This is a genomic window from Pedococcus dokdonensis, from assembly GCF_900104525.1.
Taxonomy (GTDB): Bacteria; Actinomycetota; Actinomycetes; order Actinomycetales; family Dermatophilaceae; genus Pedococcus; species Pedococcus dokdonensis.
Genome location: NZ_LT629711.1, coordinates 982,154 through 1,007,003, shown reverse-complemented (window position 1 = coordinate 1,007,003; position 24,850 = coordinate 982,154). Strand labels below are relative to the sequence as shown.

Annotated in this window: 27 protein-coding genes and 1 riboswitch; of the genes, 9 read left to right on the top strand and 18 right to left on the bottom strand. The window is 71.8% G+C overall.

Annotated features, from left to right (window positions below):
- Window positions 1–5 precede the first annotated feature (5 nt).
- A complete protein-coding gene (locus tag BLQ34_RS04925; RefSeq protein WP_091782297.1) occupies window positions 6–566 on the top strand; it encodes a dihydrofolate reductase family protein in 561 nt (186 codons plus the stop codon).
- A 26-nt stretch (window positions 567–592) separates the two neighbouring features.
- Here the strand turns inward: BLQ34_RS04925 and BLQ34_RS04920 are convergent, their stop codons facing one another.
- The 3 genes from BLQ34_RS04920 to BLQ34_RS04910 are packed head-to-tail and all read right to left on the bottom strand — an operon-like array spanning window position 593 to window position 2,426.
- Window positions 593–1,042 (bottom strand): OsmC family protein, encoded by a 450-nt coding sequence (locus tag BLQ34_RS04920; protein ID WP_091789304.1) that lies wholly within the window; start codon window positions 1,040–1,042, stop codon window positions 593–595.
- Window positions 1,042–1,581 (bottom strand): DUF1697 domain-containing protein, encoded by a 540-nt coding sequence (locus tag BLQ34_RS04915; RefSeq protein ID WP_091782294.1) that lies wholly within the window; start codon window positions 1,579–1,581, stop codon window positions 1,042–1,044. The genes BLQ34_RS04920 and BLQ34_RS04915 overlap by 1 nt, the downstream gene beginning before the upstream one ends.
- Entirely contained in the window at window positions 1,581–2,426 is an 846-nt protein-coding gene (locus BLQ34_RS04910; protein WP_091782292.1) for a PhzF family phenazine biosynthesis protein, read from the bottom strand. The genes BLQ34_RS04915 and BLQ34_RS04910 overlap by 1 nt, the downstream gene beginning before the upstream one ends.
- A gap of 26 nt (window positions 2,427–2,452) precedes the next feature.
- Here BLQ34_RS04910 and BLQ34_RS04905 point away from each other — a divergent pair, with 26 nt between their 5' ends.
- A complete protein-coding gene (locus BLQ34_RS04905) occupies window positions 2,453–3,073 on the top strand; it encodes a histidine phosphatase family protein (RefSeq protein ID WP_091782290.1) in 621 nt (206 codons plus the stop codon).
- Between the two features lie 10 nt (window positions 3,074–3,083).
- On the opposite strand, the gene BLQ34_RS04900 is transcribed toward BLQ34_RS04905, so the two are convergent.
- Complete coding sequence (locus BLQ34_RS04900) at window positions 3,084–3,719, bottom strand: RES family NAD+ phosphorylase (RefSeq protein WP_091782288.1); 636 nt, start codon at window positions 3,717–3,719, stop codon at window positions 3,084–3,086.
- The gene (locus BLQ34_RS04895) at window positions 3,716–4,261 is read right to left on the bottom strand and encodes a hypothetical protein (protein WP_091782285.1); all 546 of its coding nucleotides are present in this window, start codon (window positions 4,259–4,261) and stop codon (window positions 3,716–3,718) included. The genes BLQ34_RS04900 and BLQ34_RS04895 overlap by 4 nt, the downstream gene beginning before the upstream one ends.
- Before the next feature lie 117 nt (window positions 4,262–4,378).
- Between BLQ34_RS04895 and BLQ34_RS04890 the strand changes: the two genes are divergently transcribed.
- The 3 genes from BLQ34_RS04890 to BLQ34_RS04880 are packed head-to-tail and all read left to right on the top strand — an operon-like array spanning window position 4,379 to window position 6,251.
- Window positions 4,379–5,050 (top strand): hypothetical protein, encoded by a 672-nt coding sequence (locus BLQ34_RS04890; RefSeq protein WP_091782282.1) that lies wholly within the window; start codon window positions 4,379–4,381, stop codon window positions 5,048–5,050.
- Complete coding sequence (locus BLQ34_RS04885) at window positions 5,047–5,628, top strand: hypothetical protein (protein WP_091782279.1); 582 nt, start codon at window positions 5,047–5,049, stop codon at window positions 5,626–5,628. The genes BLQ34_RS04890 and BLQ34_RS04885 overlap by 4 nt, the downstream gene beginning before the upstream one ends.
- Complete coding sequence (locus BLQ34_RS04880) at window positions 5,625–6,251, top strand: hypothetical protein (RefSeq protein WP_091782276.1); 627 nt, start codon at window positions 5,625–5,627, stop codon at window positions 6,249–6,251. The genes BLQ34_RS04885 and BLQ34_RS04880 overlap by 4 nt, the downstream gene beginning before the upstream one ends.
- On the opposite strand, the gene BLQ34_RS04875 is transcribed toward BLQ34_RS04880, so the two are convergent.
- Both BLQ34_RS04875 and BLQ34_RS04870 read right to left on the bottom strand, forming a co-directional pair.
- Entirely contained in the window at window positions 6,221–7,504 is a 1,284-nt protein-coding gene (locus tag BLQ34_RS04875; protein WP_091782273.1) for a hypothetical protein, read from the bottom strand. The two genes, BLQ34_RS04880 and BLQ34_RS04875, sit on opposite strands and share 31 nt — an antisense overlap.
- 97 nt (window positions 7,505–7,601) lie before the next feature.
- Window positions 7,602–9,083, bottom strand: a complete 1,482-nt coding sequence (locus tag BLQ34_RS04870; RefSeq protein ID WP_091782270.1) for a glutamate-cysteine ligase family protein — start codon at window positions 9,081–9,083, stop codon at window positions 7,602–7,604.
- 150 nt (window positions 9,084–9,233) lie between these two features.
- Between BLQ34_RS04870 and BLQ34_RS04865 the strand changes: the two genes are divergently transcribed.
- Together BLQ34_RS04865 and BLQ34_RS19405 are read left to right on the top strand one after the other, a co-directional pair.
- Window positions 9,234–10,418: an exonuclease SbcCD subunit D gene (locus BLQ34_RS04865; protein ID WP_091782266.1), complete on the top strand. Its 1,185-nt coding sequence runs from the start codon at window positions 9,234–9,236 to the stop codon at window positions 10,416–10,418.
- Entirely contained in the window at window positions 10,415–13,513 is a 3,099-nt protein-coding gene (locus BLQ34_RS19405) for an AAA family ATPase (protein WP_091782263.1), read from the top strand. The genes BLQ34_RS04865 and BLQ34_RS19405 overlap by 4 nt, the downstream gene beginning before the upstream one ends.
- 22 nt (window positions 13,514–13,535) lie before the next feature.
- Here BLQ34_RS19405 and gcvP read toward each other — a convergent pair whose 3' ends face one another.
- The 10 genes from gcvP to BLQ34_RS04810 all read right to left on the bottom strand — a co-directional run bounded on the left by gcvP (window position 13,536) and on the right by BLQ34_RS04810 (window position 22,506).
- On the bottom strand, window positions 13,536–16,418 hold the full coding sequence (gcvP, locus tag BLQ34_RS04855; protein WP_091782260.1) for an aminomethyl-transferring glycine dehydrogenase: 2,883 nt from the start codon (window positions 16,416–16,418) through the stop codon (window positions 13,536–13,538).
- Between the two features lie 72 nt (window positions 16,419–16,490).
- Window positions 16,491–16,599, bottom strand: a riboswitch (glycine riboswitch).
- A 73-nt stretch (window positions 16,600–16,672) separates the two neighbouring features.
- Window positions 16,673–17,263 carry a MerR family transcriptional regulator gene (locus BLQ34_RS04850; RefSeq protein ID WP_269457321.1) on the bottom strand — a complete coding sequence of 197 codons (591 nt, stop codon included), beginning with the start codon at window positions 17,261–17,263 and terminating at the stop codon, window positions 16,673–16,675.
- Window positions 17,264–17,483: 220 nt separating this feature from the next.
- Complete coding sequence (locus BLQ34_RS04845) at window positions 17,484–17,981, bottom strand: bifunctional nuclease family protein (RefSeq protein ID WP_091782257.1); 498 nt, start codon at window positions 17,979–17,981, stop codon at window positions 17,484–17,486.
- A gap of 19 nt (window positions 17,982–18,000) precedes the next feature.
- The gene (gene ftsR / locus BLQ34_RS04840; protein ID WP_231961446.1) at window positions 18,001–18,729 is read right to left on the bottom strand and encodes a transcriptional regulator FtsR; all 729 of its coding nucleotides are present in this window, start codon (window positions 18,727–18,729) and stop codon (window positions 18,001–18,003) included.
- A gap of 37 nt (window positions 18,730–18,766) precedes the next feature.
- The gene (locus BLQ34_RS04835) at window positions 18,767–19,222 is read right to left on the bottom strand and encodes an FHA domain-containing protein (RefSeq protein ID WP_091782254.1); all 456 of its coding nucleotides are present in this window, start codon (window positions 19,220–19,222) and stop codon (window positions 18,767–18,769) included.
- Window positions 19,223–19,329: 107 nt separating this feature from the next.
- On the bottom strand, window positions 19,330–19,719 hold the full coding sequence (gcvH, locus tag BLQ34_RS04830; RefSeq protein ID WP_091782252.1) for a glycine cleavage system protein GcvH: 390 nt from the start codon (window positions 19,717–19,719) through the stop codon (window positions 19,330–19,332).
- A 78-nt stretch (window positions 19,720–19,797) separates the two neighbouring features.
- Window positions 19,798–20,562: a DUF881 domain-containing protein gene (locus BLQ34_RS04825; protein WP_091782249.1), complete on the bottom strand. Its 765-nt coding sequence runs from the start codon at window positions 20,560–20,562 to the stop codon at window positions 19,798–19,800.
- Window positions 20,559–20,891, bottom strand: a complete 333-nt coding sequence (locus BLQ34_RS04820) for a small basic family protein (RefSeq protein WP_056920954.1) — start codon at window positions 20,889–20,891, stop codon at window positions 20,559–20,561. The genes BLQ34_RS04825 and BLQ34_RS04820 overlap by 4 nt, the downstream gene beginning before the upstream one ends.
- Window positions 20,888–21,895: a DUF881 domain-containing protein gene (locus BLQ34_RS04815; protein WP_091782245.1), complete on the bottom strand. Its 1,008-nt coding sequence runs from the start codon at window positions 21,893–21,895 to the stop codon at window positions 20,888–20,890. The genes BLQ34_RS04820 and BLQ34_RS04815 overlap by 4 nt, the downstream gene beginning before the upstream one ends.
- Window positions 21,892–22,506, bottom strand: a complete 615-nt coding sequence (locus BLQ34_RS04810) for a CDP-alcohol phosphatidyltransferase family protein (protein ID WP_091782242.1) — start codon at window positions 22,504–22,506, stop codon at window positions 21,892–21,894. Before BLQ34_RS04810 ends, BLQ34_RS04815 begins: the two co-directional genes overlap by 4 nt.
- 41 nt (window positions 22,507–22,547) lie before the next feature.
- Between BLQ34_RS04810 and BLQ34_RS04805 the strand changes: the two genes are divergently transcribed.
- Window positions 22,548–23,690: a MalY/PatB family protein gene (locus tag BLQ34_RS04805; protein WP_091782239.1), complete on the top strand. Its 1,143-nt coding sequence runs from the start codon at window positions 22,548–22,550 to the stop codon at window positions 23,688–23,690.
- Window positions 23,691–23,717: 27 nt separating this feature from the next.
- On the opposite strand, the gene BLQ34_RS04800 is transcribed toward BLQ34_RS04805, so the two are convergent.
- Entirely contained in the window at window positions 23,718–24,167 is a 450-nt protein-coding gene (locus BLQ34_RS04800) for a YdeI/OmpD-associated family protein (protein ID WP_091782236.1), read from the bottom strand.
- A 33-nt stretch (window positions 24,168–24,200) separates the two neighbouring features.
- Here BLQ34_RS04800 and BLQ34_RS04795 point away from each other — a divergent pair, with 33 nt between their 5' ends.
- Complete coding sequence (locus BLQ34_RS04795) at window positions 24,201–24,848, top strand: DUF2461 domain-containing protein (RefSeq protein ID WP_091782233.1); 648 nt, start codon at window positions 24,201–24,203, stop codon at window positions 24,846–24,848.
- Window positions 24,849–24,850 lie beyond the last annotated feature (2 nt).

Below are 24,850 nucleotides of genomic sequence, written 5' to 3'. Positions count from 1 at the left end.
TCGGCGTGGCCAGGCTGCTCTACTCCGCGATCGCGTCGCTCGACGGCTACACCGTCGACGCGGACGGCGATTTCGCCTGGGCTGCCCCGAGCGACGAGGTGCACGCCTTCGTCAACGACCGGGAACGCACGATCGGGACCTACGTCTACGGCCGCCGGATGTACGACGTCATGCGCTACTGGGCCGGCAGGCCCGAGCCCGACGAGCAGCCCGTGTCTGCGGAGTACCGGCAGATCTGGCAGGCAGCCGACAAGGTGGTGGTGTCCAGCTCCCTCGAGGGGGCCGAGACACCGCGCACTGAGCTGGTTCGGTCGTTCGACTCCGCCGGCCTGCACCACCGCAAGGCGACGGCGACGGCCGACCTCGGCATCGGCGGTCCGACCCTCGCGGCCGAGGCGTTCCGAGCCGGCCTCGTCGACGAGGTGTCGCTCTACCTCCACCCGGTCTCGGTCGGCGGGGGGATCCCGGCGCTCCCCCGCGACCTCACGGTGCGCCTCCAGCTCGTGGAGCAGCACACCTTCGGTGACGGCGTGGTCTACCTGCGCTACCTGACCCCAGGCGCGTAGGCAGCCGGACGGCTGGACCGCTACGCCTACTGGTCAGCCAGCTCGCTCTCGATCGGGGTGCCGCGCACGACGGTGCGGGTGACGGTGCACAGGCGGTCGTGCGACATCGCGATGGCCTTGGGCAGCATCTCCCGTGCGCGGTCACCGTCCGGACCGTCGGGGAAGGTCACGTGGAACGTCACGGCCAACCCCTCCATGTGGTTGCCGCTGTCGTCCTTGACCTTCTCCCCCGCCGCATCCACCGTGTACTCGAGCGGGTCGACCCGCTTGGTGGTGATGAAGTCGACGTCGGTCGCGCTGCACCCGGCGATGGCGGCGAGCAGGAGCTCGACCGGCGTGAAGTCCTCGGTGTCACCGCCGCCCCCGAGCCGCATCGTGCCGCCACGCACGTTGCGCACCTCGTAGAGACCCTTCTCCAAGCGGGTCATCGACACGGACCGGTGTCCTGTGCCCGTGCCGCCGGTCTCTGCTGCCATCAGGCTCCCCACTTCTGCGCCAACGCGCGGACGACGGTCATGTTCCGGGCCGTCCCCGGCACCCCCAGGATCTTCTCGACCCGGGCGCCGGTGAGCTTGGCTTCGTTGAACGGCACTGCGAACTCCATGAGCACATCCTTGCCGATGACGGTGGCGCGCTCGCGCTCGACCTCCTGGGCGTGCAGCTCCCTGGTCGCGGCGGCGGTCGGCGCGGTGCTGCAGAAGCTCACGTAGCGACTGGTCTCACCCTTCAGCTTCTCCGGTGTGCCGTCCACCTCCTGCACGAGCGCCACCAGCTCCGCCGGCTTGCGCGCGATCGCGAGGATGTCGAAACCGGCATGGGCCGAGAGCACCTCGCCGACGTGGCTCTCGAGCTTGGCAACGCTGCGCAGTGGCGAGGTCAGGAAGAAGTTGCCGGTCTGGATGTGGGACTCGACGTCGCCGAAGTCGTTGTCCGACAACACCTTCCGAGCGTCGGCCATCTTCAGCTGACGCTTGCCGACATTGACGGCCCGGAGGAACACGACGTAGCCCGGCATCAGAGCTCGACCTCCCCCGACCCGACGGCCCGGACCAGGCCACCGACGGTGACCGTGCCGTCGGCGGTGACCTCCAGCTCGAGCGACGAGGGCCGGGACACGTGCTCACCCTGGCGGACCGTCCAGCGGCCGGAGCGGCCCTGAGCCACCAGCCAGGCCCCGAGGTTCGAGCACGCCGATCCGGTCGCCGGATCCTCCGACACGGCCTGCCCGTCGCTGATCAGGGCCCTCGCCTCGATGCTGGCCTCCCCCGCGGGTGCCCAGACGTAGACGAGTGTCTCGCCACCGTTGGCGCCCATCCCGGCATACCCACCGAGCAGGTCGGGCCTGACGCGGGCGCGGCGCACGGCCTCGACGGAGGCCGCACGGGCGATCACCTGGGAGGTGCCGACGCTCACCTGCTGCACCGGCCCCACCAGGTCCTCCGGCATGAGGCCCAGAGCCTGCGCGACGTCCTCGACGACCAGATCTGCTTCGATGCGACCCCGGTTGGCGGTCAGGGTCCACCGCTCGCCGTCCGCCGTCACGGGAATGGTTCCGGCCGGCATCGACAGGCCGAGGGTGTCGCCGAGTCCGTGCAGCTCGCGCGCCACGTGCGCGGTGCCGAGGGTGGGGTGCCCGGCGAACGGCATCTCGAACGAGGTCGTGAAGATCCGCACGCCCGCATCGGCACCGTCGGCCGGCGGCACCAGGAAGGTGGTCTCGGAGAGGTTGAACTGGCGGGCCAGCCCGAGCATCTGCTCGTCGGACAGCTGGCTGCCGTCCTCGAAGACGCACAGGGGGTTGCCCGAGAACGGGTCGTCCGCGTGGGCGAAGACGTTGAGCAGTCGGTACCTCAGGCGCATGTCGCCCACTCTGTCAGACTGCCCCTGTGAGCTCACCGCCCGCGACACCAGATGGTCGGCTCGTCCTCCTGCGTCACGGCGAGACCGAGTGGTCGCGGTCGGGGCAGCACACCGGCCGGACGGACATCCCCCTCACCGAGCACGGTGAGGAGCTGGCCCGGCAGTCCGGCCGGCTCGTCGCCGACTACGACTTCGTCCTGACCCTCAGCTCGTCGCTGCACCGGGCGCGCCGCACCGCCGAGCTCGCGGGGCTGACACCCGAGATCGACGACGACCTGCTCGAGTGGGACTACGGCGCCTACGAAGGCCTGACGACGGCGCAGATCCGCGAGCAGCTCGGCTACGACTGGACCGTCTTCCGCGACGGAGTGCCCGCTGGCGACACCCCGGGCGAGACCGTGGAGGAGGTGGCGGCCCGGGCCTCGCGCGTCGTGAAGCGGGCCGTGGCCGCCATGGCCGAGGGTGACGTCGCGCTGGTCGGGCACGGTCACTGCCTGCGGGTGCTGGCCAGTGTCTTCCTGCGCCAGGAACCACGGCTGGGCGCACAGCTGCTGCTGGACGCGGGGTCGGTGAGCGTGCTGCAGTTCGAGCGGGAGCAACCGGCCATCCGGGTCTGGAACCACGGCCCTGGCGTCGTCCGACACTGAACCCGGCTGGCTAGTCCCTCGTCGTGCGCGTGCGCGGAGGACGCACCACGGTGAGGTCACCCCGTCGTGGACTCGGCAGTGCAGCCGGGGCACCCGGGACCTGTTGCGCCGGCACGGGATCCGCGTCGACCGGCCAGTCAGCCGTGCCCTGCTCGTCGAAGAGGGCCACCGCACTGGAGTCGCCCGGGGTGAACCGCGGGCCGTAGCGCACGCCACCGAGACCCGCGTCGTCGAAGGCCTGCGCCCAGGCCTGCGGCACGGCGTAGGGGACGGTCGACTCCAGCTCGCGCGTCACACCGAAAGCGGCCGCGCCACGGTGCTGCGTGTCAGCCACCTCTCGCGACACCGGGAGGCGCAGGCGGGACACCACGCACTCCTCGAGCACCCCCTCGGGCACTGCGGCAGAGCCGCCGAGCACCGGCCCGAGCCGCTCACGGAGCGCGCTCAGGGGGTCGAGCGCGACGTAGCAGGTGCCACGCGGCGGCCGCAGGTCGAACCGGCCGGCCCCGTCGTTGCCGAACCACCACGGACCCAGCGCACGCGCGTGCGCCCGGAACAGGTCGGTGTCAGCGCCCACGGCGTAGGCCGGGAAGCCGGCCAGCGAGGCGGGCGGAAGTCCCAGCGCGGTGCGCTCGCGCGACGTCATGCAGCCCACTGAGCGGCGTCGTTGGCGGCGGCGGTGGCGACCCGCGCGACCGAGGTCGACGAGGACCGGTGCACGACGAGGTAGTCGACCGCGCTGTGACCGTCGAAGACCGTCGAGGGGGTGGTGAGCCAGGCCCCGATCGACCAGCCGTCCACTCCCCTGCGGACGAAGGCCCCGACCGCGTCCTGCACTCCGGGCCGCACGACGCCGTTGCGACCGAACTGGAGCGACGGGTAGACGAGGTGTCCGTCGGCGGTGCGGCAGGCCAGCACCGTGCCGCGGCGCACCCGGTCGAACAGCGCCTGGCGTGAGATGCCGAGCCACGCCACGAGGCCGGTCGTGTCGTAGAACGGCCCCAGTGGCTGGTCGAGGGGGTGCACGGTCGGGAGCGCGGCCACCATGCGGTCGGCCAGCGCATCGACGTCGCCGAGCTCGAGTGACCGGCCCTGCTCGGCCAGCTCCGCAGCCCGCTGTTCGACGCGGGCCCGGACCGCCTCGGTGAGCGCCTCGACGCCCGTCGTGGTGCGGGTGGGTGGCTGCATGGATCCTCCTGGTCGGTCGCCCGGCACCTCGTTAGCACCATCGACGATGGCGTCAAGGGCGTCAAGGCCTCAGCGGCAGCGTAGCGCCCGGTACGGACAGCGCTAGCATTGGCGCCCGTGGGGACGCAGGTGCCGGAGCTGTCCGGCTGGTGGGGCAGGGCGCGGGGGTGGCTGGGCACCCTGACGGTGCGCCAGTGGCTGTTGGGCGCCTTCCTCCTGGTGCTCGTCGCGTCGTTCCCGTTCGGCGGTCTGCGGTCACAGCCGGCCGAAGCCACCCCGGCACTCGCGATCGACGTGCCACGCGACGTGGAGCCGATCCGGCTGACCGTGACCAAGGTCCGCTACGGCGACGACCTGGGCGTGCCGCAGGCTGCCAAGATCGACGGCCGCTACGTCGTGGTCTTCGCGAAGGTCTCGTCCACCGACGAGGAGCGGTCGGTCCCGAAGTACGACGCCCTGCAGGACCTGCTCAGGATCGAGGGGGTCCCCGGCGTCACGAGGCCGTTCGGGAAGGACCCCGAGCCCCAGAGCGACGCGCTGGCTCCCGACACGATCCTCGTCGCCGATGATGCCGAGCCCATGGGTGACCTGGCGCCAGGGCTCACCTACACCCTGGCGTTCGTGTGGAGACAGGCACCCGGACAGCCGGTGCCCGCGTCGGTGCGCGTCGCGGCATACCGCCACACCTTCCGGCAGGCGAGCATCGACGACACGGTCGACTGGCGCGACCCCACTCGGGCCGCGGTCGGGACGTTCGAGGCCAAGCCCTACGAGAAGACGTCGTCATGAGGGTCCCCCGTCCCACCCGGGCGCAGCTCGGTGCCGGCGCGCTCGTCCTGGCCGCGCTCTCGGTCGGACGCGTCGTCACCGAGCTGTTGCCGGAGGGGCCGTCGCCGGTGCGCGCCTTCGAGCGCACGACCACGGTCGACCAGTCCGTGGCACTGCGCTACGGGGACGTCCGTGTGACCTCTGTCGACGGAGGACGGCAGCTCGCGACCACCACCAGCGCCATGCTCTCCCCCGGGCTCTGGGTCACCGCGCAGGTGGACTTCACTCCTCGCGTCGACAAGTCCGGCCTGGCCTACGCCGAGCTGCGTGACGGGGAGGGTCGAGTGGTCACGGGCGGCCCTCGCAACGTGCTCGAGTGCGACGTCGTGAACCCGGGAATCCCCGGTCACTGCCTCGTCGCGTTCGAGGTCGACCCCGCCGGCCTCGTGGGTGCCCGCCTGGCCCTCACCAGCAACGCGAACGACCAACGCGGCGACGACATGGCCGTGGTCGACCTCGGCATCACCGACGCCCAGGTGGCGCAGTGGAAGGCTCGCACCACGCCCGTCGAGCTGCTCATGCCGAAGGGCACGTCGTGAGGGGCCCGACCCGCCGCACGGTCGTGACGGTGGCGGCGCTCCCCTTCGCCCTCGCGCTGGCGCTCGGCGCCTCGAGCCAGCGGATGGTCGACCGGTGGTGGCCGACCTTCCCGCACGAGCGCCTGTCGGCTGCCCCGGACGGGTCGGTGCGGCTCAGCGACACCCTGGACGACGCCAAGGGCACCCACCCCCGGGTGGTGACGATGCGGTTCGTCTCGCTCTCGCGGGTCAACGACTACCAGGAGTCGGCCGACGCCAGGACCCTCCCCGCGACCATCCCCGCCGGGCAGACGATGTGGCGGCTGACCCTCCACTTCGCCGCAGACCCCTCGACCATCCTCGGCGCCTGCCAGGTGCAGCTGCGCGACGCGGACGGCCGCCAGTACACCGCTGGTGTCGGCGACACGGTCGAGGACGTCCTCGACTTCCCCAGCTGCACCCCGCCGGGTGCGGCCGGGCCGATGCCGGCCCTGTCGGCCGACGACACGGCGACCTTCGATCCCCGGCCGGCCGAGTACGACCGCCGCTACCACCTGCTGCTGCCCACGGGCGTCCAGCCGGACAACGTACGGGTGTGGTTCGACACCCCGCTCTACGCGGAGTTCGAGGTTCCCAGCTCCTGAGCCGGCGCGGGCTCGGGCTCCGACACCGGTGCCTCGTCGGCGTCGAGGTGACCGAGGATCCGGTCGATCGCGGCCCCCAGCAGGACGACGAGCACCACCGTGTAGGCGCCTCGGCTGACCACGGACAGATAGGGCGAGAGGGTGAGTGCGTCCCGGAAGTCGCGGGGCCCGACGATCCAGCGCAGCACCTCGGACACCCCCACCTCGACCTGCCGGCTCAGCAGGAAGACGAGGCAGAACAACAACATCGGCGCCAGCCCGGCGACGGCGAGCAACCGGATGCCGTTGCCCAGCGCGGAGAACCGCCCGCGAAGGTTGGCGGTGGCCTCCTGGCCGGCCCGTCGCACCGGTGCGGGCACGCGGGTCAGGCCGCGCTGCCACGGGGCTGCCGGTCGCGCGACGGGCGTCGCCACCGGCCTCGGGTCGCGGCGTTCCAGCTTGCGCCCGTAGACCACCGCACCCACCGTCAGCCAGGCGATCGGGACGACGATGATCGCGTCGGCCTGGCCGACGGCGCCCCAAAGCCACTGACCGACCGCCTCGACCGGGCGGCCCACCGGCCCCAGCACGTCGATCAGGTCTCCCCACCGGTCGAGCAGCCAGTGCGACAGCCGCCGGGTCCGGACCCAGGCCTCGACCTCACCGGTGAAGTTGGACAGCCGCTTCGCCAGCAACCACACCCACAACACCTCGACGTAGGCCGCGAACAGCCCCCAGCCGACCGCCTTCTGCGGCAGATCGAGCCGGTCCAGCAACCACCGCACCAGGAGCGCACCGGCCACGATCCCCACCAGGGCCGCGCCGCTCGCGATGTTGGTGCGGTCGAGGTTGAACGTCGCCGTGCCGCTGCGCTCTAGGAGCTCGTCGCTGGACGCCGCGTTGAGGAAGGCGCGGGTGTCCTCCTTGAGGTACTGCTGCGACACGTAGACGGTGAGGAACGGGATCAGCGTGCTGGCCAGGAGCGTCAGCCGGCTCATCGCCGGCGGCCGGACGTGGGCCAGGCTCGGGGTGAGCTCGCGCAGCGCGAGGATCAGGGCGGTGAGCGTCGCCATCGGCACGAGCGGCAGCACGAAGGCAGCAGTGGTCGCATGCTCCTCGCTGAGCCAGACGCAGAACCAGAGCAGCCCGTTGTGGGTCGCCGCCCCGAGCAGGTAGATCAGCGTCAGGACCGGCCAGTGCCGCCACAGCAACTGCCCGGCACGCACGATGACGGCACCGGCGTCCCCGACCGCGCGAACCAGCGTCCCCCTCACGGACCCAGAGCATAGGGGCAGGTATGCCGCGCGGTCACCGCGCGGCATACCTCACCGCGGCCCACCGCAGCGCGTGCGGGGGCGGCACCGGTTGCGGTCAGGGCAACGGCCAGGTGTGCACCGGCTCGTTGCTGTGCATGTTCTTGGCGTAGTGGCGCAGCATCTCGGCCAGCGCGCTCTGGCGGTCCATCCCCGCCTTCTCCAGCTGCTGCACGGCGTCGGTCTGCCAGGTCGCACCGTTGGTGCTCGTCTTGCAGCGACCCTCGATCACCGAGAGGTATCGCTCGCGCACGGCCTCCGAGACGCCCCAGTCGGCCAGCCCGTCGTGCGCCATCGGGAGCAGGTGCCGCAGGATCAGCTCCTCGGCCCGCACCTCGCCGAACCCCGGCCAGTAGAGCCGCGACTCGATGCCGTCGCGCGCGGCGTTGTGGAAGTTCTGCTCGGCCGCGGCGAAGCTCATCTTGGTCCAGAGCGGGCGGTCGTCGGAGGCCAGCTTGCGGATCACGCCGTAGTAGAAGGCGGCGTTGGCCATCGTGTCCACGAGGGTCGGGCCAGCGGGCAGCACCCGGTTCTCGACGCGCAGGTGGGGGGTGCCCTTGACCACGTCGTAGATCGGCCGGTTCCAGCGGTAGACCGTGCCGTTGTGCAACCGCAGCTCGGGAAGGTTGGGCGCCTCACCGGCCGCGAGCATGGCCACCGGGTCCTCGTCGCTGACCTCGGCGAGCAGCGCCGGGAAGTAGCGCACGTTCTCCTCGAAGAGGTCGAAGATCGAGGTGATCCAGCGCTCCCCGAAGAAGACGCGCGGCCGGACCGCCTGGTTCTTCAGCTCGATGCTCCGGGTGTCGGTCGCCTGGCTGAACAGCTCGATCCGCGTCTCGGCGTGCAGCCGCTGTCCGAAGAAGTAGGGAGAGTTCGCGGCCAGGGCGATCTGCGGCGCCACCAGGGCCTGCGCGGCGTTCCAGTGCGCCGCGAAGTCCTGCGGCGCCACCTGGAGGTGCAGCTGGACGCTGGTGCAGGCGGACTCCGGGGCGATCGAGTCGCAGTAGGTCGCGACCCGCTCCCCCGTCGGGCCCTCGATGTCGAGGTAGATGTCCTCGCCGCGGGCGTAGAAGATCGAGTCGTTGAGCGCGGTGTAGCGGTTGTTGGCGCTGATCCAGTCACCCTCGAAGTGCTCGGGCATGATCGTCGGGAGGATGCCCACCGCGACGATGTGGGCGCCGCGCTTCTCGGCAGCCGCGCTCGCGGCATTGAGCGAGGCCCGCATCTCGTCCTCGAGCTCGATCGCCGAGTCACCCGGCAACGGGCGCGGCGGGACGTTGAGCTCGATGTTGTACTGCGCCAGCTCGGTCTGGTAGCCCGGGTCGGCGATCTCCTCGAGCACCTCGGCGTTGGCGAACTTGGGCTGGTAGCCGTCGTCGACCAGGTTGAGCTCGATCTCCATGCCCGTCATCGGACGGTCGAACTCGAACTGGCTCTGGGCGAGCATCCGCTCGAAGACGTCGAGGTTCTGCCGGACCTTCTCGCGGTACCGCTGGCGTTGCTCGCGCGTGTAGCTCTGCGCGTTGACCTCTTCGCCCACGGAACCTCCTCGGATGGTGCGCTGGCCGTGGCACCGGTACCGGCGCCCGACCCTGCTGGTGGGACTGGCATGTGACTCTGGTGTGACGACCTAACCATGCGCAGGGCGCGCCTGCCAACGGCTGTCGGTCCGCTCTCCTAGCCTTCAGGCGTGCGGTTCCTCCACACCTCCGACTGGCACCTGGGACGCTCGTTCCACCAGGTGGGGCTGCTCGGTGCCCAGGCCGCCTTCGTCGACCACCTCGTGGCTACCGTGCGGGCCGAGCAGGTCGACGCCGTGCTGGTGTCGGGGGACGTCTACGACCGTGCCCTGCCCTCCCCCGACACCGTCGAGCTGCTGTCGACCGCCGTCACCCGCCTCATCGACGCGGGAGCGCAGGTCGTCCTCTCCAGCGGCAACCACGACTCGGCGATCCGGCTCGGGTTCGCGAGCGAGCTGCTCTCCCGGGCCGGCCTGCACATCCGCACGTCGGTCGCAGCGGTCGGGCAGCCGGTCGTGGTCGACGGGGTGGCGGTCTACCCGATCCCCTACCTCGAGCCGTCGGTGGCCGCGGACCCACTCGGGGCCACCGAGCGGTCCCACGCCGGTGTGCTGCGCGCGGCCATGGCCGCGATCGACGCCGACCGCGCGTCGCGGGGTGGCCGTTCGGTCGTGATGGCGCACGCCTTCGTCACCGGTGGTGCCACCAGCGAGTCGGAGCGCGACATCTCGGTGGGCGGGGTCTCCGCGGTGCACCCCAAGGTCTTCGCCGGAGCGGACTACGTCGCTCTCGGTCACCTGCACGGCCGACAGCGGGTCCAGGAGACCGTCCGCTACAGCGGCTCACCGATCCCGCTGTCGTTCAGCGAGGCCGACCACACCAAGGGCTCCTGGCTCGTGGACCTCACCGACTCCGAGGTCAGGGTGGAGGCGGTCGACGCCCCCGTGCAACGCCCGCTCGCGGTGCTGCGGGGCGACATCGACCTGCTGCTCACCGACCCCGCGCTGACTGCTGCCGAGCGGGCCTGGTGCCAGGTGACGCTGACCGACCCGGTCCGTCCGCTGGGGGCGATGGAGCAGCTGCGGCGCCGGTTCCCCCACACCCTCGTGCTGCAGTTCGACCCGCAGGGCGCTCCCGTCCCGGTGCGCAGCTACGCGCAGCGGTCCTCCGCCGAGTCCGACCTCGACGTCTGCTGCGCGTTCCTCGACCACGTGCGGGCCGGGCACGGACCGACCGAGCAGGAGCGCGAGGTGCTGGCCACCGCGGTCGAGTCCGTGCGCGTCCGTCGCGCCGGCCTCGACGACGAGGGGCAGCTGCCCCTGGGCGACGTCGCACCACGCCGGGGGGTGGCGTGAGGCTCCACCATCTGAGCGTGACCGCCTTCGGGCCGTTCGCGGGCACCGTCGAGGTCGACCTCGACGCCGCCGCCTCGTCCGGCCTCTTCCTGATCCGGGGCGCCACCGGCGCCGGCAAGACCAGCCTGCTCGACGCCGTGGCCTTCGCCCTCTACGCGGACGTACCCGGCGCCCGCTCCAAGAAGCAGCTGCACAGCGACCACGCCGAGCGCGGGTCGGTGCCGTCCGTGACCCTGGAGCTCACCGCCGGAGGTCGCCGGTTCCGCATCCAGCGCTCCCCGGAGTTCCTGCGGCCCAAGTCACGCGGCAAGGGCGAGACCAAGGTGCAGGCCAGGGCCGTGCTGTGGGAGCGACGAGGCTCCGACTGGGTGCCCCTGAGCACCCGGCACGACGAGATCGCCGACGTGGTCAAAGACGTGCTCGGCATGGGTCTGGAGCAGTTCAGCAAGGTGGTGCTGCTCCCCCAGGGCGACTTCGCGGCCTTCCTGCGCGCAACCCCCGAGGAGCGTCGGTCGCTGCTGGAGCGGCTCTTCGATGTCTCGGCCTTCTCCGGCGTCGAGGACTGGTTCGCCACCCAGCGCAAGGAGACCGCAGCGGTCGTGGCCGAGCAGCGGGCCGCGCTCAATGCCGATCTCGCGGTCCTGGCCGACGTCCTCGCCGACGCCCCGGACCTCGAGGGCGGCACCCGGGAGTGGGGCGCCCTACCGCTGGAGGAGCTGCCCCGTGCCCTGGAGGCCGCCCGCTCAGCCCTCGACACCGGGTCGATCGCACGACTGGCCGCGGTCGACGCCACCCGGCTCGCGGACGAGGCGGCCACCACTGCGCACGCGGTCGCCAGCGAGACTGCCGCCCGACGGCTGCGCGCGCGGGCCGCTCACCAGGCGCTGGCGACCCTGGCAGCCGAGCAGGACGCCCGCGACGAACAGGGTGCCCGCATCGCCGCGGCCGACCGCGCCGCGTCGGTCGCCGGAGACCTCAAGGCGCTCGATCGCGTCTCAGCCGCGCTGGCAGCGGCTGGCCGGGGGGTCGCCGCCACGGCGCCCGACGTGGCCCGTTGGGCCCTCGACGGGCACTCCACCGCCGCCGTCGAGCGGGTCGTCACCGAGCTCGAGGCCGGCGGTCGAGAGCTCGCCACCGCCCAGCGGGTGCATGGCGGCCTCCGCGACCGAGAGCGCATGCTGGCTGCGCTCGAGACAGAGCTCGCCGCGACCACCCGACGACTGGCGGCCACCGAGCAGCGGCTGGCCGCGAGCGACGTCGAGCTGCGCGCTGCGATCGCGAGCCGCACGACCTCTGAGCAGGCCGCCGCCCGGGTCGACGGTCTCACAGTTCGGCTGGACGGGGCGCGGACCGCGCTGGCCGCCCGTCGCCGGCTCGACACCAGCCACCAGCAGCGTGCGGACCTCCTCGCCGGGTTGTCCCTCCAGCGCACCACCGCCCAAGACCTTCGTGACGCCTACCAGGACCGACGTCAGGCCAGGCTCGACGCCATCGCCGGCGAGCTCGCGAGTCGACTGGAGGACGACCAGCCCTGCCCGGTCTGCGGCGCCAGTGACCACCCCCGGCCCGCCTCCTCCGCCGACGTCGTGACCGCCGACGAGGTGTCTGCGGCCGAGGTCCGCTGGCAGGCAGCTGCCGACAAGGTTGCCGTGACCGAGCGCTCGGTCGCCGTCCTGGAGTCGACGATCGCCCAGCTCCGGGCCCAGCTCGAGGACGGTCCGGCCGAGCTGGGCGACCTCGAGGCCGCCGTCGCCCAGGCTGATCACGAGCTGACCGAGGCTGCCGCGCTGGCGGGGGCACTGGACGACGCAGCGGCAGCCGTCGTCACCCTGCAGGGGGCGGTGGAGGCCCTCACGGCGACGCTGGCCTCCGACCAGCAGGCCCAGGCCACCTTGGGATCGCGCCTTCACGACGGTGCGCAGGACCTGGCCTCGCTGCGTGCGGAGCTGGTCCGCGCGCTCGCCGAGCACGCGGAACGCTGCCCCTGCACCGAGACGGGGATCCGCCGCGCGAGCACCCCGTCACCCGACGCCCACCTCGACCCGGACCGGCTGGCCACCGTCGTCGCCGACCATGCCCGGGCCGTCGCCGCGGCGCAGGCCCACGCGACCGCCGTCGCCGAGCTCGACCGGGCCGAGCGCGACGCCACCATGGTGCGCGCGGCCACGGATGTGTCGTTCCGCGAGGCGGGCTTCGAGGACCCGGAGACGGCCCGCGCCGCCTTCCTGCCCGCCGCCGAGCTGGCACGCCTGCGCGAGGCCGTCGCCGCCCACGACGAAGCGGGCGTCGTGGCCCGCACCACCCTTGCCGAGCCCGACCTCGAGGCGGCGATGAGGTCACCCGAGGTCGACGTGGGCGAGCTGGCAGCGGCCCGCGACGCAGCCCACGCCGCCCACGCCGCCGCGGTCGCCGCTGACACCCTGGTCCGGCGGACGATGGCCGGGCTCGACCGGGTCAGGGGCAGCATCACCCTGCGGTCCGCCCAGATCGCGAAGGCCGAGGCCCACCACCAGGTGATCCGCGAGCTCGCCGACTCGGTGGCCGGCACCAGCACCAGCAACGAGCTGCGGATGCGCCTGTCGGCCTTTGTCCTCGCGGCCCGCCTCGAGAAGGTCGCCGCCCTCGCCAACGAGCGCTTGTCCGGCATGGGCGAAGGGCGTTACCAGCTCCGGCACACCGACGACCTCGCCGCCCGAGGCGCCCGCAGCGGCCTGGGGCTCGAGGTGCTCGACCTGTGGACCGGCCAAGCCCGTGCGACGACGTCCCTGTCGGGCGGTGAGTCGTTCATGGCCTCGCTGGCCCTGGCTCTGGGGTTGGCCGATGCGGTGCGTGAGGAGTCCGGTGGCTTCGACCTGCAGACGCTCTTCGTCGACGAGGGTTTCGGCACCCTCGACGACGAGAGCCTCGAGCAGGTGATGACCGTGCTCGACGGTCTGCGCGAGGGTGGCCGCGCAGTCGGCGTGGTCAGCCACGTGGCCGAGCTCCGCACGCGGATCCCGAACCAGGTGGTGGTGCGCAAGACCGAGCGCGGTTCGTCCGTGCAGCTCACCAGCGGGTCGGCGGCGGGCACCGACGAGTCGGTGCCGGCCGCCTGAGCCCGCCCTGGGGGCGCCGGCCTCAGCCCTCGAACGCCTCCGGCGGCGGGCAGCTGCAGACCAGGTTGCGGTCGCCGTACGCGCCGTCGATCCGACCCACCGGGGGCCAGTACTTGTCGGCGGCGTCGACCCCGACGGGGAACGCGGCGGCCGAGCGGTCGTAGGGGTACTCCCACTTGCCGGCCAGGGCCTTCGCCGTGTGCGGGGCGTTGCGCAGCATGCTGTCCGCGACCGCGACATCACCGGACTCGACCTCGGCGATCTCCCGGCGGATCGCGATCATCGCGTCGCAGAACCGGTCGAGCTCATGGCGGTCCTCGCTCTCGGTCGGCTCGACCATGAGCGTCCCGGCCACGGGGAACGACATCGTGGGCGCGTGGAAGCCATAGTCGATGAGCCGCTTGGCGACGTCGTCGACGGTGACGCCGCTGCGCCGGGTCAGCTCACGCAGGTCGAGGATGCACTCGTGGGCGACCACCCCGTCGTGCCCCGAGTAGAGCACCGGGTAGTGCTCGCGAAGCCGAGCCGCGATGTAGTTGGCCGAGAGGACCGCGACCTGGGTGGCCCGGGTCAGACCGGCGCCACCCATGAGCCGCACGTAGGCCCACGAGATCGGCAGGATGCTGGCCGAGCCGTAGGGGGCCGCCGAGATCGGGCCGACCCCACCTTCGGGCCCGGCTTCCGCGGCGAGCGGGTGGTTGGGCAGGTGCGGGGCCAGGTGCGAACGCACCGCGACCGGGCCGACACCGGGCCCACCACCACCGTGCGGGATGCAGAAGGTCTTGTGCAGGTTGAGGTGCGACACGTCGGCACCGAACTTGCCGGGCCTGGCCAGCCCCACCAGGGCGTTCAGGTTGGCGCCGTCGACGTAGACCTGACCACCGGCGTCGTGGACCAGCGCGCATAGCTCGGTGATGGTGTCCTCGAAGACGCCGTGCGTCGAGGGGTAGGTGACCATGATCGCCGCGAGGTCGTCACGGTGCTGGTCGACCTTCGCGCGCAGGTCGTCCATGTCCACGTCGCCGCCGGCCGCGGTCTTGACCACGACGACCTTCATGCCGGCCATCACCGCGGACGCGGCGTTGGTGCCGTGCGCGCTGGCCGGGATCAGGCAGATGTTGCGCTGCGACTGCCCGTTCGCCTCGTGGTAGGCGTGGATCGCGAGCAGGCCGGCGAACTCTCCCTGCGAGCCGGCGTTCGGCTGGAGCGACACCGCGTCGTAGCCGGTGATCTCACACAGCCAGGCCGACAGCTCGCCGATGAGGTCGCGGATGCCCTCGGTCTGGTGGGCCGGGGCGAACGGGTGCAGGTGGGCGAACTCCGGCCAGGTCACCGCGACCATCTCGGTCGTGGCGTTGAGCTTCATGGTGCACGAGCCCAGCGGGATCATGCCGCGGTCGAGCGCGAAGTCACGGTCGGACAGCCGGCGCAGGTAGCGCAGCATCGACGTCTCACTGTGGTGGCTGCTGAACACCGGGTGGGTGAGGTAGTCGCTGGTGCGGACCAGCTCGGTCGGCCACTGCAGCTCGCCGATGGAGACCTCCTGCCGCCCGGTCGCGCCGAAGGCGCTCCAGACCGCCTCGAGGTCGCGCAGGTCGGTCGTCTCGTCGACGCTGATGGAAACCCGGTCGCCATCGACGCGCCAGAGGTTCACGCCGCGCTGGGCGGCCTCGCTGACCACCTCGTCGGCGCGTCCGGGCACCGCCACGGTGACCGTGTCGAAGTACACCGACGTCTGCACGTCGACGCCCGCCGCCGTGAGGCCCTCGACCAGCGTCGCCGCGTGGCCGTGCACTCGGCGGGCGATCGCGGCGAGGCCTACGGGGCCGTGGTAGACGGCATACATCGACGCCATCACGGCGAGGAGCACCTGGGCGGTGCAGATGTTGGAGGTCGCCTTCTCACGACGGATGTGCTGCTCGCGGGTCTGGAGTGCGAGCCGGTAGGCGGGGGCGCCCTCGGTGTCGACGCTCACGCCGACGAGTCGCCCCGGCAGGGAGCGCTCGAGGCCGGGGCGCACGCTCATGTAGCCGGCGTGCGGGCCACCGAAGCCCATCGGCACACCGAACCGCTGGCTGGTGCCGACCGCGACGTCCGCGCCCCACTCCCCCGGCGCGGCGGCCAGGGTCAGCGCGAGCAGGTCGGCAGCGGCGGTCACCAGCGCGCCGGCCTCGTGGGCCGCCGACGCCAGGGCGCGCCAGTCACGCAGCTCGCCATCGGCTCCGGGGTACTGCACCAGGACGCCGAAGACGGCGCGGTCACCGGCGGCGGTCCGCAGGTCGTCGGCGGACTCCACCCCGGCCAGGTCCGCCACGACCACCGGCAGCCCCAGCGGCTTGGCCCGGGTCTGCATGACCGCGAGGGTCTGCGGGAAGACGTGCTGGTCGACCAGCAGCACGGCGTCGGCCGCGGCCTTGCTGGAGCGGCGCATGAGGGTCATCGCCTCGGCCGCGGCCGTGGCCTCGTCGAGCAACGACGCGCCGGAGGTGGTCAGCCCGGTGAGGTCGCTGACGACGGTCTGGAAGTTCAGCAGCGCCTCGAGCCGGCCCTGCGAGATCTCGGGCTGGTAGGGCGTGTAGGCGGTGTACCACGCGGGGTTCTCCAGCACGTTGCGCTGGATCACGGCCGGGGTGAGGGTCCCGTAGTAGCCGAGCCCGATCATGGACGTCATCACCTGGTTGCGGCGCGCGATCCCCCGCAGCTCCTCCACCACGGCCGCCTCGGAGGCGGCCGGCTCCACCCGCAGTGGGCCGTCGGTGCGGATGGCTCCGGGAAGCGCGTGGTCGACGAGGGCGTCCAGCGAGGCGTGCCGGACGGTCGACAGCATGGCCTCGACGTCGGACTCGGACGGACCGATGTGGCGCCCGGCGAACTCGGGCAGGTCGGTGGCGGGCTGGGCGGACATGAGGCTCCTGAACGTCGGATTGCTCGGATCGCCTCCCCATCTGTCACGCCGCGCCGGCCGCTCCAGAGGTGCCTGTCCCACGCAGTCCTGGCGCCTGAGAGGTTCCGGGGAGTTTGCCCCTTCGGCGCCCCGCCGTGCGACCCGTGTCGGGTGCACGCGGGGACTCTCCCGCGCGGGATGTTCAGCAGGGTCAATCTACAACACGGCCCGCCGTCCTCGAGAGGACGACGGGCCGAGTGGGATGCGTAGTGCGGTCAGGCCAGCCTGGCCGCGCGGCGCTCGCGGAGCTCGTCACCGGGGTGCTCGGCGGGAACCTCGTCGTCGGTGCGCTCGCTGGGGAGCTGGGCCAGCTCGCCCTCGACCTCGCGCCAGACCCGGCCGACGGCAATGCCGAAGACACCCTGACCACCCTGGACGAGGTCGATGACCTCGTCGGCCGAGGTGCACTCGTAGACCGAGGCTCCGTCGCTCATGAGGGTGATCTGGGCGAGGTCGTCGACACCGCGCTCGCGCAGGTGGGTGATCGCCACCCGGATCTGCTGGAGCGAGACGCCGGTGTCGAGCAGCCGCTTGACGACCTTGAGCACCAGGATGTCGCGGAAGCCGTAGAGCCGCTGGGTGCCTGAGCCGGTGGCGCCCCGGACGGACGGCTCGACGAGGCCGGTGCGAGCCCAGTAGTCCAGCTGGCGGTAGGTGATGCCAGCGGCGCGGCAGGCGGTCGGCCCGCGGTAGCCGATGTCGTCGCTCAGCTCCGGAAGGTCGTCCGTGAACAACAGCCCCTGTGCCGCAGCCGGCACGCTCGTGTGGCCGTGCTGAGCCTCGTTGCTCGGGTTCACAGCGCTCACCTCCTGGATGACTCTGGTTGTCGTGGCAACTTGTCGTGGCCACTTGTCGTCGCAACACGGACACGGTGTAACTACACCGGTCGCATTACTGGTCTTGGCCGACGGTACGGCGGCGTAGAACCGCAGGTCAACTACCACTCGACCTTTGCGCTTCGGCGTGTCGCGGTCAGGCGACCAAGTCTCGATGTTCAGTTGAGGTTGAGACTGGTGCGCCGAACGGTCAGTCCGCTGGTCCCTTGTCGCCCGGTTCGGTCTCGAAGTCCTCGGCCGAGACGTGGTCCAGGAACTCCCGGAACTTCTCGACCTCGTCGTCCTTGTCCTCCTCACCCGACATGGCGACGCCGGCCTCCTCGAGCAGTGACTCCCCCGCGACGATGGTGGTCCCGGTGCGCAGCGCCAGGGCGATGGCGTCCGACGAGCGCGACGAGATCTCGGTGGTGCCGTCGAGGATCAGCGCGGCGTGGAAGACGCCGTCGCGCAGCTCGACGATGCGCACTTCGGTCAGCCGGTGGCCGAGCCCCTCGATGACGTTCTTCATCAGGTCGTGCGTGAGCGGGCGGGGCGGCTCGATGCCCTGCTGGGCGTAGGCGATGGCCGTCGCCTCGGCCGCGCCGATCCAGATCGGCAGGTAGCGGTCGCCGTCACGCTCACGGAGCAGGACGATGGGGTGGTTGGTGGGCATCTCGACCCGGACACCGAGCACCTCGAGGACCTTCACCGTCCCACCTTAACCCGGTTCAGCCGCGCTGGAGCCCGTCCCTCACGAGGGCGGTGTGCAGGGCGATGCAGAGGCGCAGCACGTCACCCGTGGGATCGCCCGCGGCGCCGGAGCGGCCGCTGCGTCCGGAGCCCGACCGGTGCGGCGTGACGACCTGCTGGACCAGCCCGATCTCGCGGTCGGCCGCGGTGCGGAAGGGCCGCAGGTGCCGCGGCTCCAACCCGTAGGCCGCGAGCTGGGCAGCCGTGTGCGCGACCGTGAGGGCCGCGTCGCCGAAGTGCCCGGACTCGTCGGCGTGCAGGAGTCCGAAGGTCTCCAGCGCGTCGACGGTCTCGGGGTCGAGGCCCGCGGACTCGGTCAGCTCCGCACGGGTGAGCCGCAGGGTGCTGCGCGTGGTGAGCTCAGCCGCGCTGGGCGCCTCGGGGTCGGCCACCGGGGCTGGGACCGAGGGGCGCGGCATACCGGCCTCGAGGCGCTGCGGGGTGAGCCCACGGTCCATCGCGTCCAGGGCGTCGGCGATCACCTTGAGCGGCCAGAAGTGGTCGCGCTGGGCCGTGAGGACGTAGCGGAGCCGGTCGAGGTCGGCGGCCGAGTAGGTGCGGTAGCCGGACCGGGTGCGGGACGGGGTCACCAGGCCCTCGGACTCGAGGAACCGGATCTTGGAGATCGTGACGTCCGGGAAGTCCGGCTGCAGCGCGGCGAGCACCGCACCGATCGTCATCGACTGTGGTGTCGTGCCGGTGCTCACTGGTCGTCGGTCACTGCGGTCGGGACCCTGAAGTGGCTCAGGCCCTGCCGGCGTAGAACACCAGGCGGAACTTGCCGATCTGGACCTCGTCACCGGTCTGGAGGGTGACCTCGTCGATCCGCTCGCGGTTGACGTAGGTGCCGTTGAGCGAGCCCACGTCGCGCACCACGAACGTGTCCTGCTCACGCCGGAAGGTCGCGTGCTTGCGCGACACCGTCACGTCGTCGAGGAAGATGTCGCTGTCGGGGTGCCGGCCGGAGTTGACCTCGTCGTCATCGAGCAGGAACCGCGCGCCGGTGTTGGGCCCGCGCAGGACGACCAGCAGGGCCGTGCCCGGGCGCAATGCGTCGACGGTCGCCTGGTCGGCCTTGCTGAGCGCGACCTCGGTCTCGGCGCTGGTGTCCACCTGCTCGAGGTCGTTGATCCCGGGCAGCCGCATCGTCGTCGGCTCGTGGGGCCGAGACGTCTGCTCGTCGTTCTCGCTGCCGTTCATGGGTCCGCACTCCCTCGTGGTTCGTTCTGTCCGCCCCTCTAGCAAAGCACAAACCTAGGGGGGCGCCGGTGCCGTCCGCAGCGAAATCTGCGAACGCGCTGCGGGGGTCAGCCGAGCTGGGCCTGGTATGCCGCCGGATCGAGCAGCGCCTCCACGGCAGCCGCGTCGGCGGGACGCAGCTCGTACATCCAGCCCTCGCCGTAGGGGTCGGTGTTGACCAGCTCGGGGGTCGCGTCGAGGGCTTCGTTGACGGCCGTGACCTCGCCCGCGAGGGGGGCGTAGAGGTCGCTGACCGACTTCGTCGACTCGACCTCACCGCAGGCGTCGCCCGCGGAGACGGTGTCGCCGACGGTCGGCAGGCTGACGTAGACCACGTCGCCCAGCGAGTCCTGCGCGAACGAGGTGATCCCGATCCGCACCGTGCCGTCGTCGCCCGAGCGCACCCACTCGTGCTCGGCCGTGTAACGCAGGTCCTGGGGGTACTCCAGCTCGCTCATGATGCTCCTGGGTGGCTCGTACTTGCTGACCGAAAGGGTGGACTGCCGGGGACTGCGTGGGACTGGGTGGTGCCGGCGTCAGGGCGACGGTGCCGGGACGGGCCGAGCGTAACGAGGCTCGCTCAGACTGTGCAACGCGGTGACGGCAAGGTTGTCGGACTGGCGGACGGACGGTATCGCACCGTCACCGCGGACCGACTCGCTGACCCCTCCGGGGATCTCCATCGCCGAGGCCATCGTCGCGCTGTCGCCGATCGCCGTGATGACGTAGGGCGGCTCCACGCGCTCGCCACCGATCTCGATCGCACCGTCCACGTCGGCGAACCACGTGTCGGAGACGACGCGGACGTCACCGATCTGGACGGCCTCCGCCCCGGCGTCGCGCAGCTCCTGGAGGGCGTCCAGCAGCCGGGCCGCGGTGACCTTGTGGTCGGGGTCGTTGATGTTGATCACGATGCCCGGACCGGTCGCCGGCACGGTGCCGGTGAGGATGCCCAGGGTGTCGAGGCGCTCCTGGGCCGACTTGAGCGCCTCGGCGCTGGAGTCGACACCGGACACCAGCCGGTCGCGACTGGACTCCAGCTCGCGCCGGTCGTTGGACAACCGGTCCTGCTCCTGGCTGACGTCGTCGAGGATCCGGACCAGCTCGTCCTCGCGGAGCTGCTCGAGGCCGCTCTGGTTGGTCTGCTGGACCTGGGTCGCGATCGCGAAGCCCAGCACGATGGCCAGCAGCGCGGCGAACGCGTTGGCCCTGGTCGCGCGCGGCCGGGCCATGCGCAGTAGCCGGCTCCACGAGCCCGAGGTGTCCTCGGGACCGGCGTGCTCTGGTCCGGTGCTCGTCATGCCTTGAACAGGTGCCTGCGGATCGAGGCCACGTTGGAGAAGATCCGCACCCCGAGGACGACCACGACGCCGGTGCTCAGCTGCGACCCGACCCCCAGCTGGTCGCCGAGGAACACGATGAAGGCGGCGACCACGACGTTCGCGAGGAACGACACGACGAAGACCTTGTCGTTGAAGATCCCGTCGAGCACGGCCCGCACCGCACCGAAGACGGCGTCGAGCGCCGCGATGACGGCGATGGGCAGGTAGGGCTGCAGGGCGACGGGCACGTCAGGACCCCAGAGGAGTCCGACCAGCACGCCGCCGATGAGGCCGAGGAGGGGTATCACGGTGAGCTCTCCGACGTGGACGAGGTGGACGAGGTTGACGGGGTTGACGGGGTTGACGGGGTTGACGGCGAGGACTTGCCGGTCGTGGCGGTGGGCGGGCTCGAGGCGGGCCTGGGCACGGTGGCGTCCCGGACGGTGAGCGAGGTGGCCGCCGGCAAGGTCAGGCTCTTCGCCGCGTCGATCGACACCCGGATGTCGTAGTTGTCGTGCAGTGCCCGCGCGTAGGCCCCGCCGTCGTTGCCGGCGAACTCCACCTGCAGCGAGTCGGGGTCGCCGATGACGCTGATCCGGTAGGGGCGGGCGAGCGGGCGGTAGTTGACCAGGATGGCTTCCCCGGCGAACCGGATCGCGGACCGCGAGGTGAGTCGCTGCCCGTTCACCGCGATCGCCTCGGCGCCGGCCTCCCAGAGTCCGTTGACGACGACCTGGAGGTCCTTCGAGAAGACCTTGCCCTCGTCCTTGTCGGCATCGGTCCGCGGGTTGCCGTCGGCGCTCGTGTCGTCGCTGCCCGGCGCGTTGTCGAGCTCCACGACGATGCCGGGGCCGGTCACCGGCTCCGCGCCGGACGCCAGGGTGAGCGTGGTGAGCCGGGTCTGCAGCGAGGACTCGTCCTGGCCGAGTGCCTGCGCCTGGAGTCGGTCGACGTCGGCCTGCACCGTGCGCAGCTGCGCCTCCTGGCGGTCGACCTCGGCCCGCCGGCCCTCGATCTGGCTGACCAGGTTGGCCTTCGCCCGGATCGCCGACGTCGACGGGGTGCGCAGGGCGAGGGCGCCGAGCGTCAGGAGCAGGCCGGTGACCACCGCGGCCACCAGGACCGTCGGCGTCCTCGTGCCGGTGCTGGCCGGGAGCCCGGCGGCTTCGCGCTGGGCTGCTGCGGCGGCATACCCGGGGTCGAGCGGTCGTTCCATCATCGAGATGAGCAGGGTCATCGACTCGTCGGGGCGGCGTCCCGGCGTGGTGGTCGGAGGCGCGGTGTCGCGGTGGGACGTGGGCGGGGTGTTCATGTCGCCGGCACCGGGTGCGCAGCCACCACCTGCCGGGCCTGCACGATGTACATCACCCCGGCGACCCAGTAGAGGACGGTCCCCCACCACGCGAAGGCCCAGCCGATCGGCAGCGCCCAGGCGGCGAAGGTGCTGGTGCCCTCGCCGAGCAGCAGCAGCGGGAACGCGTAGAGGAGGTTGAACGTCGCGGCCTTGCCGACGAAGTGCACGGGCAGCCCCGTCTGGCCGTAGCGCTTGACCCACCACAGCACGCCGGCGAGCAGCACCTCACGTCCCACGAGGGCCGCCACGAGCCACCACGGGATGATGTCGCGCCACGCGAGCCCGAACAGGGTGGTCGCGATGTAGAGGCGGTCCGCGAACGGGTCGAGCAGCTGGCCCAGCCTGGACTCCATGCCGAACCGGCGGGCGATCTTGCCGTCGAGGTAGTCGCTGACACCGGACAGCATCAGCGTGACCAGGGCGAGCACGTCGTGCTCGGACAGGATCGCCCACAGGAAGATCGGGACGCCGACCAGCCGCAGCACCGACAGCACGTTGGGCAGCGTCAGGACACGGTCGGACACGGCAGGCTCGCCGCCGACCCTCCCCCGGTCTCCTGGTGCTGGCACGCTGGCAGCCTAACGGCCGGTCAGCCGTAGAGTTCGCAGGCATGGACAACCCGCTGCTCGGTCCCGGTCTGGAACGGCTCCGTGAGCGCCGCAGCGTCAAGTGGCGGCTGTACGACCCGGACGTCCTCCCTCTCTGGGTGGCCGAGATGGACGTCGTCCCGGCGGAGCCGATCCAGCGTGCTGTGGCGCAGGCGATGACCAGTGGGGACACCGGCTACCCCTGGGCCGCCGACTACGCAGAGGCCCTGGCGTCGTTCGCCGCCACGCGCTGGGGCTGGGAGCCCGACCCCGCCACGATGGAGATCGTGCCCGATGTGATGCTCGGTGTCGTCGAGGTGCTCAAGCTCGTCACGGACCCCGGCGCAGCGGTCGTGGTCAACTCCCCCGTCTACCCGCCGTTCTTCCAGTTCGTCGGCCACCTCGACCACCGGGTGGTGGAGGCGCCGCTCGGTGCGGACGGGCGGCTCGACCTCGCCTCCCTGGAGGAGGCGTTCAGGGAGGCGACCCGCGATGGCCGCCGCGCGGCATACCTGCTCTGCAACCCGCAGAACCCGACGGGCGCCGTGCACACCCGCGAGGAGCTCACCGCGGCCCTCGAGCTGGCCGAGGAGAACGGCGTGCGGGTGGTGGCCGACGAGATCCACGCGCCGGTGGTGCACGCACCGTCGTCGTTCACCTCCGTGGCGTCACTGCCTTCCGGCTCGCGGGCCATCGCCCTCATGTCGGCGTCCAAGGCCTTCAACCTCGCGGGGCTCAAGGCTGCGATGGCGGTGCCGGGCCCCGACACTGTCGCCGACCTCGCGCGGATCCCCGAGGAGGTGTCGCACGGGGCGAGCCACCTGGGGGTGATCGCCCACCGGGCGGCCTACCTCGAGGGCGGTGTCTGGCTCGACGCGCTCCTGACCGGGCTGGACGCCAACCGGCGCCTCCTCGAGTCGCTCCTGGCGGAGCAGCTGCCCGACGTCGGCTACCGCGTGCCGGAGGGGACGTTCCTCGCGTGGCTCGACTTCAGCGCCCTCGACCTCGGTGACGACCCGGCGGCCGTCCTGCGCGAGCGCGCTCGAGTGGCGCTGCACCCTGGTCCGGGCTTCGGCAGCGGCGGCAAGGGGCACGCCCGGCTGAACTTCGGGACCTCACCCGACATCGTCCGCGAGGCGATCGGCCGGATCGCGGCGGCCCTCTAGGACATTGCGGGCCCGCCGTGTCCCGCCCTAGCCCTGGGACTGGGCCTTGAGCATCTCGATGGCCTTGTCGACCCGCCGCCGACGGGTCTCGGGTGCCTTGGCGCCGTTGATGGCGTCGACGTGGGCGCGCTGGTGGCTGTAGGACTGGCGCGCGAACACCGCCTTCGCCTCCGGCACCACCTCGAGCGCGGCGGCGAAGTCCTCGGGCACCTCGACCTCCCGAGGCGCGGTGTCGAGCTGGACCTCGACCGTCACCACATCGCCACCCGAGACCCCGGTCAGCGCGCGGTTCTCGGCACTCACGCCGACCATCGAGCGACCGCCCATCGAGGCGATGCTGCTGCGGTAGGTCTTGCCGTTGATGGTGACGGTCACCTTGGGCCGCTTGCCTCCGCCCAGACCTGCGACGACCTCGTCCGGCACGACGAGCCCGGTGGTGGTCTTCCCCGTCTGCAACACCTCGGTGGTGAACTCCATGCGCCCGAGTATGCCGCGTGGTTGGCTGGGCGCATGGCTGACAGTGGTGCGTTTGCTGGCTTCCCACCCTGGGGCGTGACGTTCTACCAGGACCTGGAGGAGGACAACACCAAGGAGTTCTGGGCCGCGCACAAGGGGCAGTGCGAGCGCGACGTCCGCGGGCCGATGGTGGCGCTGGCCGAGGCGCTGGAGGACGAGTTCGGACCGGCGAAGCTGTTCCGCCCGAACCGCGACATCCGGTTCAGCCACGACAAGTCGCCGTACAAGACCCACCAGGGCGCGTTCGTGGGTGTGCGGACAGGGGTGGGCTACTACGTCCAGGTGAGCGGGGCAGGCCTTGCGGCGGGCGGCGGCTTCCGGTCGCACTCCCCCGCCGAGACGGCGCGGTTCCGGGCCGCGATCGACGCACCGGCGTCGGGTGCCCGGTTGGAGCAGGTGGCCCGCGACCTGGAGGCCGACGGCTTCTCGCTCGAGGGCGACACGCTGAAGACCCGCCCCAAGGGGTTCGACGCCGACCACCCACGGCTGGACCTGTTGCGGCGCAAGGAGATGATGGCGATCCACCGCCTCGGCACACCCGCGTGGCTGGGCAGGGCCGAAACGCTCGGCCACGTCCGGGACGCGTGGCGGGCGGTCCGTCCGCTCGTCGACTGGGCGACCGAGCACGTCGTCACCGACTGACG

Bases quoted from the DNA above. Each gene is read 5' to 3' on its own strand.
- BLQ34_RS04825 (WP_091782249.1), bottom strand. From the start codon at position 20,562: ATGACGAGCACCGGACCAGAGCACGCCGGTCCCGAGGACACCTCGGGC.
- gcvH (WP_091782252.1), bottom strand. From the start codon at position 19,719: ATGAGCGAGCTGGAGTACCCCCAGGACCTGCGTTACACGGCCGAGCAC.
- BLQ34_RS04815 (WP_091782245.1), bottom strand. From the start codon at position 21,895: ATGAACACCCCGCCCACGTCCCACCGCGACACCGCGCCTCCGACCACC.
- BLQ34_RS04910 (WP_091782292.1), bottom strand. From the start codon at position 2,426: ATGCGCCTGAGGTACCGACTGCTCAACGTCTTCGCCCACGCGGACGAC.
- BLQ34_RS04805 (WP_091782239.1), top strand. From the start codon at position 22,548: ATGGACAACCCGCTGCTCGGTCCCGGTCTGGAACGGCTCCGTGAGCGC.
- gcvP (WP_091782260.1), bottom strand. From the start codon at position 16,418: ATGTCCGCCCAGCCCGCCACCGACCTGCCCGAGTTCGCCGGGCGCCAC.
- BLQ34_RS04915 (WP_091782294.1), bottom strand. From the start codon at position 1,581: ATGCCGGGCTACGTCGTGTTCCTCCGGGCCGTCAATGTCGGCAAGCGT.
- BLQ34_RS04900 (WP_091782288.1), bottom strand. From the start codon at position 3,719: ATGACGTCGCGCGAGCGCACCGCGCTGGGACTTCCGCCCGCCTCGCTG.
- BLQ34_RS04835 (WP_091782254.1), bottom strand. From the start codon at position 19,222: ATGAACGGCAGCGAGAACGACGAGCAGACGTCTCGGCCCCACGAGCCG.
- BLQ34_RS04920 (WP_091789304.1), bottom strand. From the start codon at position 1,042: ATGGCAGCAGAGACCGGCGGCACGGGCACAGGACACCGGTCCGTGTCG.
- BLQ34_RS04885 (WP_091782279.1), top strand. From the start codon at position 5,047: ATGAGGGTCCCCCGTCCCACCCGGGCGCAGCTCGGTGCCGGCGCGCTC.
- BLQ34_RS04795 (WP_091782233.1), top strand. From the start codon at position 24,201: ATGGCTGACAGTGGTGCGTTTGCTGGCTTCCCACCCTGGGGCGTGACG.
- BLQ34_RS04895 (WP_091782285.1), bottom strand. From the start codon at position 4,261: ATGCAGCCACCCACCCGCACCACGACGGGCGTCGAGGCGCTCACCGAG.
- BLQ34_RS04800 (WP_091782236.1), bottom strand. From the start codon at position 24,167: ATGGAGTTCACCACCGAGGTGTTGCAGACGGGGAAGACCACCACCGGG.